This is a genomic window from Streptomyces roseirectus (assembly GCF_014489635.1).
Classification (GTDB): domain Bacteria; phylum Actinomycetota; class Actinomycetes; order Streptomycetales; family Streptomycetaceae; genus Streptomyces; species Streptomyces roseirectus.
Window position 1 is genome coordinate 9,063,093 of record NZ_CP060828.1, and the last position, 19,154, is coordinate 9,082,246.

1 protein-coding gene is annotated in these 19,154 nt (G+C 74.2%); it reads left to right on the forward strand.

The window, feature by feature from the left end:
• Nucleotides 1–232: 232 nt before the first annotated feature.
• Nucleotides 233–19,078 (forward strand): type I polyketide synthase, encoded by an 18,846-nt coding sequence (locus IAG44_RS43930; RefSeq protein WP_246562422.1) that lies wholly within the window; start codon nucleotides 233–235, stop codon nucleotides 19,076–19,078.
• The last annotated feature ends 76 nt before the right edge of the window (nucleotides 19,079–19,154 follow it).

The window sequence follows — 19,154 nt, forward strand, 5'->3', positions numbered from 1 at the left end:
GTCTTTTCGGGGGATCGCTCATGCGTCGCTCAAGGATCGCTCTTGAAGTGATCCTGAATTGCTGAGCGATGGATTTCCGGGGGTGGTCGGTGTGGCTGGCAATGGCGCTCTGACCTGCAAGTTCATCGTGAAAAGTGCGTGGAAAGGGAATGGAAACGGCGGGTTGTAAGGTCCGTTTGGGAGCCGCCGGAATGGGGCCTCGATTTATGTCCGCCGACCGAGGGTGCACGCCATGTCATCTAACGACCCGATTGCGATCATCGGCCTGTCGTGCCGACTCCCCGGCGCCCCGGACGCCGAGGCGTTCTGGAAGCTGCTGAGGGAGGGCGGGGACGCCATCACCCGGGACTCGACCCCCGGCTCCCAGGGCCCGGCCGTCCCCGAGGGCCCCCGCCGGGCCACCCTCCCCGCGGGCCTCCTGCCCGAAGTCGACCGCTTCGACGCGGAGTTCTTCGGCATCTCCCCCCGCGAGGCCGCCGCGATGGACCCCCAGCAGCGGCTGATGCTCGAACTGAGCTGGGAGGCGCTGGAGAACGCGGGCGTCGTACCCGGCACCCTCGCCGGACAGGACGTCGGCGTCTTCGTGGGCGCTGTCTGGGACGACTACGCGACGCTGCTGCGCCGGCAGGGCGCGGACGCGCTCACACACCACTCGATGACCGGCGTGCAGCGCGGCATCATCGCCAACCGGGTCTCGTACACCCTGGGCGTGCGCGGACCCAGCATGGCCATGGACACCGGACAGTCCTCCTCCCTGGTCGCCGTCCACCTGGCCTGCGAGAGCCTGCGTCGCGGCGAGTCCGCGCTCGCGATCGCGGGCGGCGTCAACCTGATCCTCGCGCCGGAGTCCACCGACGCCCTCACCGCGTTCGGCGGCCTCTCCCCGGACGGCCGCTGCCACACCTTCGACGCCCGCGCCAACGGTTTCGTACGCGGCGAGGGCGCCGCCGCCGTCATCCTCAAACCCCTGGCCGCCGCCCTGGCCGACGGCGACAGCGTGTACGGCGTCGTCCGCGGCAGCGCCGTCAACAACGACGGCTCCGGCGAGGGACTGACCGTACCCAACGCGGACGCGCAGCGCGCGGTGCTGGAGCGGGCTTATCTGCGGGCGGGGGTCGAACCCGCCGAGGTGGGGTACGTCGAACTGCACGGCACCGGCACCAAGGTCGGCGACCCGGTCGAGGCGGCGGCGCTCGGGGCCGCGCTCGGGATGCGGCGGCCGCAGGAGGCGCCGCTGCCGGTCGGGTCGGTGAAGACCAACATCGGGCATCTGGAAGGGGCCGCGGGGATCGCGGGCCTGGTGAAGGTGCTGCTCGCCTTCCGGCACCGGCAGTTGCCGCCGAGCCTGCACTTTGAGACGGCCAACCCGGCCATTCCGCTGGGGGAGTTGAACCTCGCGGTGCAGCGTGAGCCGGGGGTGTGGGCGGGCGACGGGCCGATGATCGCGGGGGTCAGCTCCTTCGGGGTGGGGGGCACCAACTGCCATGTCGTGGTGAGCGAGTTGGCGGGGGCGATCTCTTCATCGGAGGGGGCGCCCGCTTCAGCCGTCGCGCCCGAGGAGTCCCCCTCGGACGGGCGCCGGGTGCTGCCCTGGGTCGTCTCCGGGCGGTCCCCCGAGGCCGTGCGCGCACAGGCCACGCGACTGCTCGACCTGGTCGCCGGGCGACCGGAGCTGTCGCCGGCCGACGTCGGTCTCTCCCTGGCCACCACCCGCACCGCCTTCCGGCACCGTGCCGTCGTCCTGGGCACCGAACTCGCCGATTTCTGCGCCGGGTTGACGGCACTCGCCGCCGGTGAGGTCACCGCCGGGGTGATCGAGGGGGTGGCCGGGGCGTCCGGGGAAGTGGTCTTCGTCTTCCCCGGGCAGGGTTCGCAGTGGGCGGGGATGGCTCTCGAACTCCTCGACGAGTCACCGGTGTTCGCGCAGCGCATGGCCGAGTGTGCTGAGGCTCTGTCGGCGTATGTCGACTGGTCGCTGTTCGACGTCCTGCCGGACGAGGCGATGTTGGCCCGGGTGGATGTGGTCCAGCCGGTGTTGTGGGCGGTGATGGTGTCGCTGGCCGCGCTCTGGCGCTCCCACGGCGTCGAGCCCTCCGCCGTACTGGGACACTCCCAAGGTGAGATCGCCGCCGCCGTGGTGGCGCAGGCGCTGTCCTTGGCGGACGGCGCCAAGGTCGTCGCGCTGCGGGCGCGGGCGCTGGTCACCCTCTCCGGGTCCGGCGGGATGGTGTCCGTCCCCCTGGCGGCGGACGAGGCCGGGGAACTGCTGCCGGAGGGCGTCTCGGTCGCGGCTGTCAACGGGCCGTCCTCCGTCGTCGTGGCGGGTGATCCGGCCGGGCTCGACACGGTCCTCGCGCGGGTCGAGGGCGCGCGGCGGGTGGGGGTGGACTACGCCTCGCACTGCGCCCATGTCGAGGCCGTGCGCGACGAGTTGAGCGAGGCGCTGGCCGGGGTCGAGGCACGGCGGCCCGCCGTCCCGTGGTGGTCCTCGGTCACCGGCGAGTGGGTCGAGGAAGCCGTGGACGCCGGGTACTGGTACCGGAACCTGCGGCAGACGGTGCTGTTCCAGCCCGCGGTGGAAGCCCTGTTGGGGGCCGGGTACAAGGCGTTCGTCGAGGTCAGTCCGCATCCGGTGCTGACGGCCGCGGTGCAGGACACGGTCGTCGCGGCGGGGGAGTCGGCGGTCGCCGCCGGGACGTTGCGCCGGGGGACCGGGGGACTCGAACGGTTCCTGTCCTCGCTGGCCGAACTCAACGTCCGTGGCATGGAGGTCAGTTGGGGGAAGGTGTTCCCGGGGGCGCGGCGGGTCCCGCTGCCGACGTACGCGTTCCAGCGGCACAGCTACTGGCTGGACACGACGGGCCGGGCGGACGCGGAGGCGGTCGTACCCGCCGCGCCGCGCGGAGCGGCCGAACAGCCAATCGCCGGACAGTCGACCCCCGGCCAGCAGATCGCCGAACAGCCGACCCCCGAACGGCTGTTGAGCCTCGTCCGCGCGCACGCCGGAGTCGTACTCGGCCACCCCGCCCCGGGCACGATCGCCACCGACCTCACCTTCAAGGAACTCGGCTTCGACTCCTTCATGTCGGTCGAACTGCGCAACCGGCTCGGCGCGGCGCTCGGCCGTACGCTCCCCGCCGGGGTGCTGTTCGACCACCCGACGCCCCAGGCGCTCGCCGCGTCGCTGGCGGAGGCCAACTCCTCCGTACCGACGGTGACATCGGCCTCGGCCTCGGACGAACCGATCGCGATCGTCTCGATGAGCTGCCGCTTCCCCGGCGGCGCCGGCTCCCCCGAGGAGCTGTGGCGGATCGTCGCGGACGGCGTCGACGCGATCGGCGAGTTCCCGTCCGACCGGGGCTGGGACCTCGACGCGCTCTACGACCCCGACGGCGAGCGCTCCGGCACGAGTTACACCCGGTCCGGCGGTTTCCTGGACGACGTCGCCGGGTTCGACGCGGCCTTCTTCGGGATCAGCCCCCGCGAGGCCCTGGCCGTCGACCCGCAGCAGCGACTGCTCCTGGAGACGACCTGGGAGGTCTTCGAACGCGCGGGCCTCGACCCCGAGTCGCTGAGGGAGAGCGACACCGGCGTGTTCGTCGGCGCCATGGCCCAGGACTACATGCCCCGACTCCAGGAACTCCCGGTCGAGTTCGACGGCTACGGCCTGACCGGCAGCACCGGCAGCGTCGCCTCCGGCCGGCTCTCCTACGTCCTCGGACTGCGCGGACCGGCGCTGACGGTCGACACGGCGTGCTCGTCGTCCCTCGTGGCCCTGCACCTCGCGGCCCAGGCGCTGCGCCAGGGCGAGTGCTCGCTCGCGGTGGCGGCCGGCGCCACGGTCATGTCGACGCCGGGCATGTTCGTCGAGTTCTCGCGCCAGCGCGGGCTCTCGGCGGACGGCCGCTGCAAGGCGTTCGGCGCGGGCGCGGACGGCACCGGCTGGTCCGAGGGCGTCGGTGTGCTGCTGCTTGAGCGGCTGTCGGACGCGCGGCGCAACGGGCACGAGGTGCTGGCCGTCGTGCGGGGCTCGGCCGTCAACCAGGACGGGGCCTCCAACGGCCTCACCGCGCCGAACGGCCCGGCCCAACAGCGCGTGATCCGGCAGGCGTTGGCGAACGCGCGGCTGCAACCCGCCGACGTGGACGCCGTCGAGGCGCACGGCACCGGCACCACCCTCGGCGACCCGATCGAGGCACAGGCCCTGCTCGCCACCTACGGCCAGGACCGCCCCGCCGAACAACCCCTGTATCTCGGCTCGTTGAAGTCCAACATCGGCCACGCCCAGGCCGCCGCCGGCGTCGGCGGTGTCATCAAGATGGTCCAGGCCATGCGGCACGCGACCCTGCCCAGGACGCTGCACGCCGACGAACCGTCCTCGCACATCGACTGGACGTCCGGCGCCGTCGAGCTGCTGACCGAGGAGCGGGACTGGGCAGCGCACGACCGCCCGCGCCGCGCGGGCGTCTCGTCGTTCGGCGTGAGCGGGACCAACGCCCACGTCATCCTCGAAGAGGGCGATGCCCCGGCCATCGAGCGGGACGACGACGAACTCCCCATGGCCCTCTGGCCGTTGTCCGCGCGCACGGAGAGCGCGCTGCGCGGTCAGGCCCGGAAACTGCTGGACCACCTGACGTCCCTCCCGTCCTCCACCGGGGACCTCGGCCATGCCCTGGCCACCACCCGTTCCGCCTTCCCGCACCGCGCCGTCCTCGTCGGCGGCGACCGCGCCGAATTCGAGGCGGGACTGCGCGCGTTGGCGGCCGGGGAGGAAGCTCCCGGCCTGACACGCGGCACTGCGGTCCCGTCCGCCGGCGCTGTGTTCGTGTTCCCAGGGCAGGGTTCGCAGTGGGTCGGCATGGCGATCGAACTCCTCGACGAGTCACCGGTGTTCGCGGAGCGCATGGCCGAGTGCGCCGAGGTTCTGTCGGCGTATGTCGACTGGTCGCTGTTCGAAGTGCTGTCGGACGAGGCGATGTTGGCGCGGGTGGATGTGGTCCAGCCGGTGTTGTGGGCGGTGATGGTGTCGCTGGCCGCGCTGTGGCGCTCCTACGGCGTCGAGCCCGCCGCCGTTCTGGGTCACTCGCAGGGTGAGATCGCGGCGGCCGTCGTGGCCGGGGCGTTGTCGCTGGCGGACGGCGCGAAGGTCGTCGCCCTGCGCAGCCAGGTGATCCTCGCCGAACTCGCCGGCAAGGGCGGCATGGCGTCCGTCGCCCTCTCCCACGACGAGCTGGCCCCCCGACTCGCCGAGTGGGAAGGGGAGTTGTCCGTCGCGGCGGTCAACAGTCCGACCTCGCTCGTCGTGAGCGGCGCGGACGGGGCCCTGGACGAACTGCTGGAGCGGCTGGCCGGCGAGGGGGTCAGGACCCGGCGGGTGCCGGTGGACTACGCCTCGCACTCCGCCCAGGTCGAGACGGTGCGCGAGGAGCTGCTGGCCGCGCTGGACGGGATCGAACCCCGGTCCGCCGCCGTGCCCTTCTGCTCGGCCGTCACCGGCGAGGAGTTCGACACCGCCGGACTCGACGCCGAGTACTGGTACACCAACCTGCGCGCCACCGTCCGATTCGAGCCCGCCGTACGGACGTTGCTCGGGCACGGGGTGTTCATCGAGATGAGTCCGCACCCCGTGGTCGTGCCCGGGATCCGGGAGACCGTGGAGAGCGCCGAGAGCCCGGCGGCCGTGCTCGGCTCGCTGCGGCGCGAGGACGGCGGGCGGCGCAGGTTCCTGGCCTCGCTCGCCGAGGCGTACGCGCACGGGGTGCGCCTGGACTGGGCCGCCGTGCACCCCGGGGCCTCGGCCGCCGGGGTCCGGCTGCCCACCTACGCCTTCGAACCGGAGCGGTACTGGCTCCAGACCGGCCCGGTCCGGCGCCACACGGACGGCGGCTCCGACGACTGGCGGTACCGCGTCACCTGGCGCGCACTGCCCACCGTCGACGACCAACGACTCGACGGCACCTGGCTGTTGGCGATCCCCGAAGCGGACGACACCCTCGACCACGCCCTCGTCGACGCCTGCGCGGACGCGCTCACCGGGGCGGGCGCGACGGTCGTCCGCTGGAACGGAGCCGGTGAACCGCCCGCCGGCCTCCTCGACGCCGAGGCGTCGCACGCTCCCCTCGCCGGCATCCTCTCGCTGCTCGCCCTGGACGAGCGGCGCCCGCTCGACACGGCGGCACCCGCCGGGTTCACGAGCACCCTCGCGCTGCTGCGCGCCGTGGCCGACACGGACGTCCCCGTCTGGCTGGCCACCAGCGGCGCCGTCGCCGTGCGCCCGGACGAACCGCTCGCCAGTCCCGCACAGACGCTGGTCTGGGGGCTGGGGCGGGCGCGGGCGCTGGAGCGGCCACAGGCGGGCGGCGGGCTGGTCGACCTGTCCGCAGGGGGGCTCGACGCACTGCCCGGCGTGCTCGCGGGAGCCGGGCACGAGGACGAACTCGCGCTGCGGGACGGACGGTTGTACGTCCGCCGGCTCGTGCGCGCCAGCGCCAGGACACACCCGGAGCAGCCGTGGCGGACCCGGGGGACCGCGCTCGTCACGGGCGGCACCGGGGCGCTCGGGGCGCACGTCGCCCGATGGCTCGCCGGTGCCGGGGCCGAGCACCTGCTGCTCACCAGCCGGCGCGGCCCCGACGCCGAAGGCGTCGCCGAACTGTGCGCGGAGATCCGCGCGGCGGGCGCCGAGGTCACCGTCGTCGCCTGTGACGCCGCCGATCCGGATCAACTCGCCGCGCTGCTCGACTCGTTGCCGGCGGACCGGCCGCTGCGGACGGTCGTCCACGCGGCCGGCACCCTGGTCGAGGCGCTGCTCGGCGACATGACCGACGAGCAGGCCGAACAGGTCCTGCGGCCCAAGGCCGAGGGTGCCCGCCTGCTGCACGAGCTGACCCTCGCCCGGGGCATCGAGCTGGACGCGTTCGTGCTGTTCGCCTCGGGCTCCGGCGTGTGGGGCAGCGCCCGCCAGGGCGGCTACGGCGCCGCCAACGCCTACCTCGACTCCCTCGCGCGACTGCGCCGCGACCAGGGGCTGCCCGCGACCTCCGTCGCCTGGGGCTCCTGGGGCGGGGGCGGCATGGGCGGCGTCGACGGGGCGGAGGACACCTGGCGCAAACTCGGTGTGCTCCCCATGGACCCCGCGCGGGCGATCGCCGCGCTGGCCTCGGCGCTCGCCGGCGGTGAGAGCACGCTGACCGTCGCCGACATCGACTGGAGCCGCTTCGCCCCGGTCTTCGCCTCCGCCCGCCCCCGCCCGCTCCTCGCCGACCTGCCCGAGGCCCAGCGGGCACTGGAATCCGACGAACCCGGCGCCACGGACGGCGAGTTGGCCCAGCGGCTCAGGCAACTGCCGCCCGCCCGCCGGACCGAGGAACTGCTTGACCTCGTCCGGGCCGCCGCCGCGGCCGTGCTCGGGCACGCCGACAAGCGCACCCTCGCCCCCGAACGCCCCTTCAAGGAAGCCGGGTTCGACTCGCTGACCTCCGTCGAACTCCGCAACCGCCTCGCCACGGCGACGAGCCAAAAACTCCCCGCCGCCCTCCTCTTCGACCACCCCACCCCCCTCGCCCTGGCCCGCTTCCTCGACACCCGCCTCTTCGGCGCCGACGAGCGGCCGGCCGGACTCGCCCCCGTCGTACCGGTCGCGGCCGGGAACGACGAACCGATCGCGATCGTCGGCATGAGCTGCCGCTTCCCCGGCGGGATCGGCTCCCCCGAGGAGCTGTGGCGGATCGTCGCGGACGGCGTCGACGTCATCGGCGAGTTCCCCACCGACCGGGGCTGGGACCTCGACGCGCTCTACGACCCCGACCCCACCCACCCCGGCACCTCCTACACCCGGCGGGGCGGATTCCTCCACGACGCCGCCGAGTTCGACGCCGACTTCTTCGGGATGAGCCCGCGCGAGGCGGTCGCGACCGATCCGCAGCAGCGGCTCCTCCTGGAGACCACGTGGGAGGTCTTCGAACGGGCGGGCGTCAACCCCGAATCCCTCAGGGGCAGTTCGACCGGCGTGTTCGTCGGCGCCATGGCCCAGGACTACGGCCCGCGCATGCACCAGGCCCCGCAGGAACTGGAGGGCTACCTCCTCACCGGCAACATCGGCAGTGTCGCCTCCGGCCGCATCTCGTACACCTTCGGCCTCGAAGGCCCGGCCATGACCGTCGACACCGGGTGCTCCGCCTCGCTGGTCGCCCTGCACCTCGCGGCCCAGGCGCTACGCCAGGGCGAGTGCGCGCTGGCCGTGGCCGGCGGGGTGACCGTCATGCCGACGCCGGGTGTCTTCGTCGAGTTCTCGCGCCAGCGCGGCCTCTCGGCGGACGGCCGCTGCAAGGCGTTCGGCGCGGGCGCGGACGGAACGGGCTGGTCCGAGGGCGTCGGCATGCTGCTCCTGGAGCGGCTGTCGGACGCACGGCGCAACGGGCACGAGGTGCTGGCCGTCGTGCGGGGCTCCGCCGTCAACCAGGACGGCGCCTCCAACGGCCTCACCGCACCCAACGGACCCTCCCAGCAACGCGTCATCCGCCAGGCGCTCGCCAACGCCCGGCTCCAGCCCTCCGACGTGGACGCCGTCGAGGCGCACGGCACGGGTACGACGCTCGGTGACCCGATCGAGGCGGAGGCGCTGCTGGCCACCTACGGTCAGGACCGCCCCGCCGAACAGCCTCTGTATCTCGGCTCGTTGAAGTCCAACATCGGCCACACCCAGGCCGCCGCCGGGGTCGGCGGTGTCATCAAGATGGTCCAGGCCATGCGGCACGCGACCCTCCCCAGGACGCTGCACGCCGACGAGCCGACCCCGCACGTCGACTGGACGTCCGGCGCCGTCGAACTCCTCACCAGGGCCCGGCCGTGGCCCGAGACCGGCGGCCCCCGCCGCGTCGGCGTCTCCGCGTTCGGCGTCGGCGGCACCAACGCCCACGTCATCATCGAGGAGCCGCCCGGCACGCGTGAGACACCCGCCGAGGACACGGAGTCCCAGGTGCCCGCGCCCGTTTCGGTCCTGCCCTGGGTGCTCTCCGCCCGCACCGACGCCGCGCTGCGCGAGCAGGCCGGACGGCTGCGCGACCACCTCCTCGAACACCCCGCGCTCACCCCGGCCGACGTCGGCTTCTCGCTGGCGACGACGCGCGCGGCGCTGCCGCACCGGGCGGTCGTCATGACCGCCGAACCCCTCGACACGCTGGCCGAGTTGGCACGCGGCGAGGCCGACACGGCCGTGACCGGGGTGGCCGGCGAGGACGGCCGGGTGGTGTTCGTCTTCCCGGGGCAGGGTTCGCAGTGGGTGGGGATGGCTCTTGAACTCCTCGCCGACGCACCGGTGTTCGCCGAGCGGATGCGGGAGTGCGACGAGGTTCTGTCGGCGTACGTCGACTGGTCGCTGTTCGACGTCCTGTCGGACGAGGCGATGTTGGCGCGGGTGGATGTCGTTCAGCCGGTGTTGTGGGCGGTGATGGTGTCGTTGGCCGCGCTGTGGCGCTCCTACGGTGTCGAGCCTGCTGCCGTTCTGGGGCACTCGCAGGGTGAGATCGCGGCGGCTGTCGTGGCCGGGGCGTTGTCGCTGGCGGACGGCGCGAAGGTCGTCGCCCTGCGCAGCCAGGCGCTGACCGTGCTGTCCGGGCGCGGCGGCATGGCCTCCGTGGGGCTCACGGTCGACAAGGTCGAGGAACGGCTGGGGAGTTGGCGCGGGCGGCTGTGGGTGGCCGCCGTGAACGGCGCCGGGTCGGTCGTGGTCTCCGGGGACGACGACGCCGTCGAGGAGTTCGTGGCCGAGCTGTCCGCCGAAGGGCTGCGGGCCCGCCGGGTGCCCGTCGACTACGCCTCGCACTGCGCGCATGTCGAGGAGGTCGAGGCACGGCTGCTGGCCGAGCTGGAGGTCCGACCCTTGGTCCCCGACGTGCCGTTGCTCTCGACCGTGACCGGGCAGTGGTTGGACGGGGCCCCCATGGACGCCCGCTACTGGTACACCAACCTGCGGCAGACCGTGCGGTTCGAGGAGGCGACGCGGGCCCTGCTGGAGCAGGGGTACCGCACGTTCGTCGAGGTGAGCGCGCACCCGGTGCTGGCACAGGCGGTACTGGAGACGGCCGAGGACATGGCCGCGCCGGCGGTCGCCGTCGCCTCGTCCCGGCGTGACGAGGGCTCCCTGGCACGGGTGCTGACCTCGCTGGCCGAACTGCACGTGCGCGGCGTCGAGGTCGGCTGGGAGCGGGTGTTCCCCGGCGCCCGCCGGGTCCCGCTGCCCACCTACGCCTTCCAGCGCCGCAGTTACTGGCTGACGCCCGCGACGACGGCCGCCCGCCACCCCCTCGCGCTGACGGCGACCTCGCTCGCCGACTCCGGCGAGATCCTGCTCACCGGCGAGTGGTCGCGGCGCACCGCGCCCTGGCTCGGGGACCACGCCGTCTCCGGCACCGTCCTGCTGCCCGGCACCGCCTTCGTCGAACTCGCCGTCCAGGCAGGCGACTCGGCGGGCTGCGGCCAGGTCGCCGAACTCACCCTGCACGCCCCGCTGACCCTGCCCGCCGACGCCACGGTCACCGTCCAGGCCCTGGTCGGCGCCCCCGCCACGGACGGCCGCCGCACCCTGGTCATCCACTCCCGCACGGGCGCCGAAGGCCCCTGGACCCGCCACGCGAGCGGCGAACTGGCCCAGGACGCAACGCCGTTCGAGACAACCACCGGCACCTGGCCGCCACCCGGCGCGGTCCCGGTCACGACCGAGGGCTTCTACGACCGCCTCGCCGCCGAGGGCTACGAGTACGGCCCCGCCTTCCAGGGCCTGCGCGCCGTCTGGCGCGACGGCGCCGATCTGCTCGCCGACGTCGCCCTCCCCGACGAACTCCGCCTCGACGCGGGCGCGTTCGCCCTGCATCCCGCGCTGCTCGACGCCTGCCTGCACACCATGGCGGCCGGCGGCAGCCTCGCCGACGAGGACGGCATACGCCTCCCCTTCGCCTGGAGCGGTGTCACCGTCCACGCGTCCGGCGCGACAACTGTCCGCGTCCGCGTCACCCGACTCGCGGGCGACACCGTGTCGGTGACGGTCACCGACCCCGAGGGCGCCCCCGTCGCGACCGTCACCGCCCTCGCCCTGCGCCCGCTCTCCGCAGCCGCCCTGCGCGCCGCCGACCACCAACAAGAGCACCACGACGCGCTGTTCACGGTTCAGTGGACGGCGCAGACCGACCCCGACCCCGCCGCCGAGACCGTCCGGATCTACGACGACAGCGCCGAACTGCTCGCCGCCATCGGCACTCCGGACCTCACCGGAACCGTCCTGTGCACACCCGCCGCCGAACCCGGCGACCTGCGCACCCGCACGACGGCCGTACTGGAACTCCTCCAGGCGTGGGTGGCCGCCGAGGTGCCCGCCCGGCTCGTGATCGTCACCCGGGGCGCGGTCGGCGTACGCGACGACGAGGACGTCACCGACCTGGCCGGCTCCCCGCTGTGGGGGCTGATCCGGTCCGCACAGACCGAGCACCCGGGCACGTTCGCGATCGTCGACACGGACGGCACCCCCCGCTCCACGGCCCGCCTCGCCGCCGCCGTGGCCCGCGAAGAACCCCAACTGGCCCTGAGAGAGGGCGAGTTGTACGTCCCGAGGCTCGCCAGGGCCGCCGCCGACCCGGACGGCGCCCCGGCGCCCGCCTGGAACCCGGACGGCACCGTCCTGATCACCGGCGGCACCGGCACCCTGGGCGGGCTCGTCGCCCGCCACCTGGTGGCCGAACACGGCGTGAAACACCTCCTGCTGGCGACCCGACGCGGACCGGACGCCCCGGGCGCGGCCGAACTCCGTGCCCAGCTCGACGAGTTGGGCGCCCATGCGACGATCGCCGCCTGTGACGTCGCCGACCGCGACGCCCTGGCCACCCTCCTCTCCGGCATCCCCGCCGCGCACCCGCTGACGGCGGTCGTCCACACGGCGGGCGCCGTCGACGACGGCATCCTCACCGCACAGAACGCGCACCGCCTCGACACCGTCCTGCGTCCCAAGGCGGACGCGGCACTCCACCTCCACGAACTGACCCGGGAGGCGGACCTCGCGGCGTTCATCCTGTTCTCCTCCGCGTCGGCCACCTTCGGCACTGCGGGCCAGGCCAACTACGCGGCGGCCAACACCTTCCTCGACGCCCTCGCCCACCACCGCCGCCACCACGGCCTCCCGGCGGTCTCGCTCGCCTGGGGCTACTGGGCCGAGGTCAGCGAGCTGACCCGGGGCCTCGGCGACGCCGACGTCGACCGGCTCGCCCGCACCGGCGTCCTGCCGCTCTCCGCCGAACAGGGCGTCGGCCTCTTCGACGCGGCCCGGCGGCGCACCGACGCGCTGCTGGTCACTGCCCGTCTCGACCTGTCGGCGGTGCGCTCGGCGACCGGCCCGGTGCCGGCCCTCCTGCGCGGCCTCGTCCGGACCCCCGCCCGAGGCCGGGCCGCCGCCGGAGCCGGAACGGCCGTCGCCCCGACCGGACTGCGCTCCCGCCTCGACGGCCTTAGCGCGGACGAACAGACCGCGCTGGCCCTGGAGTTGGTCCGCACCCAGGTCGCCCTGGTCCTCGGGCACGGCGGCGCCGACGACGTCGACCCCGAACGGGCCTTCAAGGACAGCGGATTCGACTCCCTCACGGCCGTCGAACTCCGCAACCGCCTGAACGCGGCGACCGGACTGACCCTCCCGGTCACCCTGGTCTTCGACCACCCCAACCCGGCCGCTCTCGCGGGCGACCTGCTGGTCCGCCTCCTCGGCCGGCCCGCCGAGAAGGCCGCGCCGGTCCAGTCCGGGCCCGCCGACGAACCGATCGCGATCGTCGGCATGGCCTGCCGCTACCCCGGCGAGGTGCGCAGTCCCGAGGACCTGTGGGAGCTGGTCGCGGAGGGCCGCGACGTCGTCGCCGGATTCCCCGAGGACCGCGGCTGGGACCTCGACGCGCTCTACGACCCCGACCCCGACCACGCCGGCACGGCCTACACCCGGCAGGGCGGATTCCTCTACGACGCCGCCGAGTTCGACCCCGGCGCCTTCGGCATGAGTCCCCGCGAGGCGCTGGCCACCGACCCCCAGCAGCGGCTCCTCCTGGAGACCACCTGGGAGGCGTGCGAACGCGCGGGCATCGACCCGACCGGCCTCAAGGGCAGCGCGACCGGCGTCTACGTCGGCGTCATGTACAACGACTACGCCTCCCGCCTCCAGGAGGTCCCCGACCACGTCGAAGGCCAGCTCCTGACCGGGAGTTCGGGCGCCGTCGCCTCCGGGCGGCTCGCCTACACCTTCGGGCTCGAAGGCCCCGCGGTGACCGTCGACACGGCCTGCTCGTCCTCCCTCGTCGCCCTGCACCTCGCGGCGCAGGCGCTGCGGCAGGGCGAGTGCACGATGGCCTTGGCCGGCGGGGTGACCGTCATGGCCTCGCCGGGCATCTTCGTCGAGTTCTCCCGCCAGCGCGGACTCGCCCCCGACGGCCGCTGCAAGCCGTTTGCCGCCGCTGCCGACGGCACCGGCTGGGGCGAGGGCGTCGGCGTCCTCGTCCTGGAACGGCTCTCCGACGCACGGCGCAACGGGCACGAGGTGCTGGCCGTCGTGCGGGGCTCCGCCGTCAACCAGGACGGCGCCAGCAACGGCCTGACCGCCCCCAACGGGCCTTCCCAACAGCGCGTCATCCGGCAGGCGTTGGCGAGCGCGCGCCTTGAGCCGGCCGAGGTCGACGCCGTCGAGGCGCACGGCACCGGCACCACCCTCGGTGACCCGATCGAGGCGCAGGCCCTGCTCGCCGCCTACGGCCAGGACCGTGAACAGCCGCTGTACCTCGGCTCGTTGAAGTCCAACATCGGACACACCCAGGCCGCCTCCGGCGTCGCCGGGGTCATCAAGATGGTGCAGGCGATGCGCAAGGGCGTCCTGCCCAGGACACTCCACGTCGACGCGCCCACTCCGCACGTCGACTGGAGCGCCGGGTCGGTGGAACTGCTGACCGAGCCGCGGGAGTGGCCGGCCGCCGGGCGTCCGCGCCGGGCCGGGGTGTCGTCGTTCGGGGCCAGCGGGACGAACGCGCACGTCATCATCGAGGAGGGCCCCGCCTACGCCACGGCACCGGCGCCCGCCGCCACGGGATTCGTGCCCTGGGTGTTCACCGCCCGCACCGACCAGGCCCTGCGCGCCCAGGCCGCCGCCCTCGCCGACGCCCTCCGCGAGAACGCCGAACTCCCCCTCGCCGACGCCGGATTCACCCTGGCGACCACCCGTGCGGTACTGGACCACCGTGCGATCGTCGTAGCCGACGACCGGGAGGGATTCCTGCGCGGACTCGACGCGGTGAGCGCGGGCGAGGGTATCACCGGCACACCGAACGGACCGGGCCGGACAGTGTTCGTCTTCCCGGGGCAGGGTTCGCAGTGGGTCGGCATGGCGATCGAACTCCTCGACGAGTCACCGGTGTTCGCGCAGCGCATGGCCGAGTGCGCTGAGGTTCTGTCGGCGTATGTCGACTGGTCGCTGTTCGAAGTCCTGTCGGACGAGGCGATGTTGGCCCGGGTGGATGTGGTCCAGCCGGTGTTGTGGGCGGTGATGGTGTCGCTGGCCGCGCTCTGGCGTTCCTACGGCGTCGAGCCCGCTGCGGTACTGGGTCATTCGCAGGGTGAGATCGCGGCGGCCGTCGTGGCCGGTGCGTTGTCGCTGGCGGACGGCGCGAAAGTCGTCGCCCTGCGCAGCCAGGCGCTGGTCACCCTCTCCGGCTCCGGCGGGATGGTCTCCGTCCCGAGGTCGGTCGCCGAAGTGGGCGAACTGCTGCCGGACGGGGTGGCGGTGGCGGCGGTGAACGGACCCGCCTCCGTCGTCGTCGCCGGTGACCCGGCCGGGCTCGACGCGGTGCTCGCCCAGGTCGAGGGGGCCCGGCGGATCGCCGTCGACTACGCCTCGCACTGCGCCCACGTCGAGGCCGTGCGCGAGGAACTGGCGGTCGCGCTGGCCGGGGTCGAGGCGCGGGAACCCGCCGTCGGCTGGTGGTCCACGGTGACCGGGGCCTGGGTCGAGGAGGCGGTGGACGCCGGCTACTGGTACCGCAACCTGCGGCAGACGGTCCTCTTCCAGCCAGCCGTCGAAGCCCTCGCGGACCTCGGACACGGTGTGTTCGTCGAGGTCAGCGCGCACCCCGTGCTCACGGCGGCCGTACAGGACACCGTCGAGGCGCGGGAGCCGGCCGCCGTCGCCCTCGGCACCCTGCAACGCGGGAACGGGGGCACCGGCAGGTTCCTCACCGCGCTCGGCGAAGCCTATGCGGCAGGCGCCCGGGTCGAGTGGACGGCCGCCTTCGGGCCCGGCGCCCGCCGGGTCGAGCTGCCTACGTACGCGTTCCAGCACCAGCGGTACTGGCTCGCCCCGACGCGGCTGCGCGACACCGACCCCGACACCGCGCTCCGCCACCCCATGCTGCACTCCGCGACCCTGCTGCCCGGATCCGGCCGCCTCCTGTGCACGGGACGGCTGTCGCTGCGGGAGCACCCGTGGCTCGCGGACCACGGTGTCGCCGGCACGGTCCTGCTGCCCGGCGCGGCCTTCGTCGAACTCGCGATCCAGGCCGGCGACCAGGTCGACTGCGGCCGCGTCGACGAACTCGTCCTGGAAGCACCGCTGTTGCTCGACCAGGACGGCGAGACCAGGCTGCACCTCGAACTCGGCGCCCCGGACGACGCCGGCCGGCGCACCCTGAGCGTCCACGCCCGCGCCCGCGGCGAGGAACGCTGGACCCGGCACGCCACCGGCACCCTGAGCCCCGCCGCCGACCCCACGGGCGAACCCCTCACGGCCTGGCCCCCGCAGGGCGCCGCACCGGTCGACGCCGAGGGCTTCTACGCCGGCCTCGCCGCGCGCGGCTACGACTACGGGCCCGCCTTCCGGGGCGTGCGCGCCGCCTGGCAGGCCGAGGGGGAGGCGTTCACCGAAGTCGCCCTGGACGCCGAACTGCGGGAATCCGCCGCTAAGTTCGGACTGCACCCGGCCCTGCTGGACGCCGTCCTGCACGCCGTGGGACTCGGCCCCGCCGCCGCGGGCGACGGTGAGGCGCTGCTGCCGTTCTCCTGGCAGGGCGTGACGCTGCACGCGGCCGGCGCCGACGCGGCGCGGGTGCGGGCCCGGTTCACCGGACCCGACACGGTCGAACTGACCGTCGCCGACGCACAGGGACAACCGGTCGCGGCCGTCGAAGCGCTGACCGTACGCCCGGTCGCCCTCGACCGGCTCGGCGGCGGGTACCGCGCGGACGACTCCCTCCTGCGCGTCAGGTGGCAGGAGCACCGCACGTCGGAGCGGGCCGAACTCACCGGCCGGCACGCCCTGTCGGGCACCGCCGACCCCGAACTGCGGTCCATGCTCCTGGAGATCGGGGTGAGCGAGGACCCCGCGGGCGCCGACGTCCTGGTCAGCGCACCCCGGGCCGGCGCCGACCCCGGGCAACTCGTCCGTGAGACCGTCGAGTTGATCCACGAGACCCTGCAGGGCTCGGCCCGTCTCGTCCTCGTCACCCGGGGCGCGGTGGCCACCGCCGCCCAGGAGGACATCCGCGACCTCGCGACCGCCGCCCTCTGGGGCCTCCTGCGCACCGCCCAGTCCGAGCACCCGGGCCGCTTCCGGATGATCGACCTGGACGACACCCCGGCCTCCACGGCGGCCCTCACCGCGGCGCTGGCCGTCGAGGAGCCCCAACTCGCCGTACGCGACGGCGTGTTGCGGGTCCCGAGGCTCACGCCCCCCGGCGCCGAGGGCACGCTCACCCCGCCCACGGGCACCGGCTGGCGGCTCGACGTCACCGAGGCCGGGACGCTGGAGAACCTGGCGCTGCTGCCGGCCCCGCAGAGCGCGGCCCCGCTGGCACCGGGCGAGATCCGGGTGGCCGTCCGCGCCGCCGGACTCAACTTCCGGGACGTCCTCATCGGGCTCGGGATGTATCCGGGCGCGGGGATCATGGGCAGCGAGGGCGCCGGTGTCGTCGTCGAGACCGCGCCGGACGTGACCGGACTCGCCGTCGGCGACAAGGTGTTCGGGCTGTTCCTCGCCGGGTCCTTCGGGCCGGTCGTCGTCGCCGACCACCGGATGGTCGCGCGGATGCCGCACGGGTGGACGTTCGCGCAGGCCGCCTCCGTACCCGTCGTCTTCCTCACCGCCTACCACGGGCTCGTGGACCTCGGGCGGCTGGGCGCGGGCGACCGGGTCCTCGTCCACGCCGCGACCGGCGGGGTCGGCACGGCGGCCGTCCAACTCGCCGCCCACCTGGGGGCGGAGGTGTACGCGACCGCCAGCCCCGCGAAGTGGCCCGCACTGCGCGCGCTCGGCGTGCCGGACACCCACATCGCCTCCTCGCGCGACCTCGACTTCGAGGACCGCTTCCGCACACTGACCGGCGGCAAGGGCGTGGACGTCGTCCTCGACTCCCTGGCCGGGGAGTTCGTGGACGCCTCGCTGCGGCTGCTGCCGGGCGGCGGGCGGTTCGTGGAGATGGGCAAGACCGACCTGCGGGACCCGGACGCCGTCGCCGCCGCCCACCCAGGCGTCGTCTACCGGGCGTTCGAGCTGATCGAGGCCGGGCCCGAGCGGATCGGGGAGATGCTGGGCGAACTCCTCGCCCTGTTCGACAGCGGGGCGCTGCGGCCGGCGCCGGTCACCGCGTGGGACGTGCGCAGGGCCCCCGAGGCCGTCCGGCACCTCAGCCAGGCGCGGCACATCGGCAAGCTCGTGCTCACCCTTCCCGCCGCGCCCCACGCCGACGGCACCGTCCTGGTCACCGGCGCCACCGGCGCCCTCGGTTCGGCGCTCGCCCACCACCTCGTGACCGCACACGGCATCCGGCACCTGGTGCTGGCCGGACGGCGCGGGATCGACGCGCCGGGCGCGGCCGCACTGCGGGACGAACTGACCGCCGCGGGCGCCGACGTGCTCTTCGCCGCCTGCGACACCGCCGACCGGGACCAACTGGCGGCGCTCATCGAGGCCATCCCCGGCGAGCACCCGCTGACCGGTGTCGTCCACGCGGCCGGAGTCCTCGACGACGGGCTCATCGAGTCGCTGACCGGCGAACGCATCGACGCCGTGCTGCGGCCGAAGGCCGACGGCGCCCGGCACCTGCACGAGCTGACCAAGGACATGGACCTGTCGTTCTTCGTCCTGTTCTCCTCGGCCGCCGCCGTCCTCGGCAGCCCGGGACAGGCCAACTACGCCGCCGCCAACGCCTACCTGGACGCGCTCGCCCAGCACCGCCGGGCGCACGGACTGCCGGCCACCTCGCTCGCGTGGGGCCTGTGGGAACGGCGCGGCGGCATGACCGGGCACCTCGCCGACGCCGACCTCGCCCGGATGGCCCGCACCGGCATCCTCCCGCTCGGCACCGAGGAGGGGCTGCGGCTCTTCGACGCGGGACGCGCGGCCGACGAGGCCGTCCTCGTCCCGCTGAAACTCGACACCCGGGCGCTGCGCGAGAACGGGCCCGACGCCGAACTCTCCCCGCTGCTCAGGGGATTCACCCGCCCGGCGGCCCGCAGGACCGCCGCCGCGAGCGCCGCGCCGGCCACCGCGGGCGGACCCACCCTGGCCGAACGCCTGGCCACCATGACCGAGGGAGAACGCGACCGGACCCTGCTCGACCTGGTGTGCGCGCACACCGCCACCGTCCTCGGCCACGACCGGCCCGAAGCGGTCGGCCCCGCCCAGCCGTTCAAGGAACTCGGCTTCGACTCCCTGACCGCCGTCGAACTCCGCAACCGCCTCGGCACCGCCACCGGCGTACGGCTCCCCGCCACCCTCGTCTTCGACCACCCCACCCCGCTCGCGCTCGCGGCGCGGCTGCGGTCGGAACTCGTCGTCGACGACGGCCCGGGAACAGCCTCGCTCGAGGCCGAACTCGACCGGCTGGAGGCGTCGTTCGCGGCGGCCGTCGAACCGGACACCGACGCCTTCGCGGCCCGGCTGCGGGCGCTGCTGAAAAAGGTCGAAGGCACCCCCGAGGCCGCCTCCGACGCCCTGGACGCCTCGGACGATCTCTCCGACGCCACCCACGACGAGCTCTTCGCGATCATCGACGGCGACTCCGACGACTTCTGAGCCCCCGTCACATCCCCGGCCCGCGCGGGCGTTCACCCCAGCGCCCGCGCGGCCCCGCAGACCTTCCCCCCAGCGC

What these genes read in the sequence shown, in the direction of transcription:
- IAG44_RS43930 (WP_246562422.1), top strand. Translation starts at nt 233, where the DNA reads ATGTCATCTAACGACCCGATTGCGATCATCGGCCTGTCGTGCCGACTC.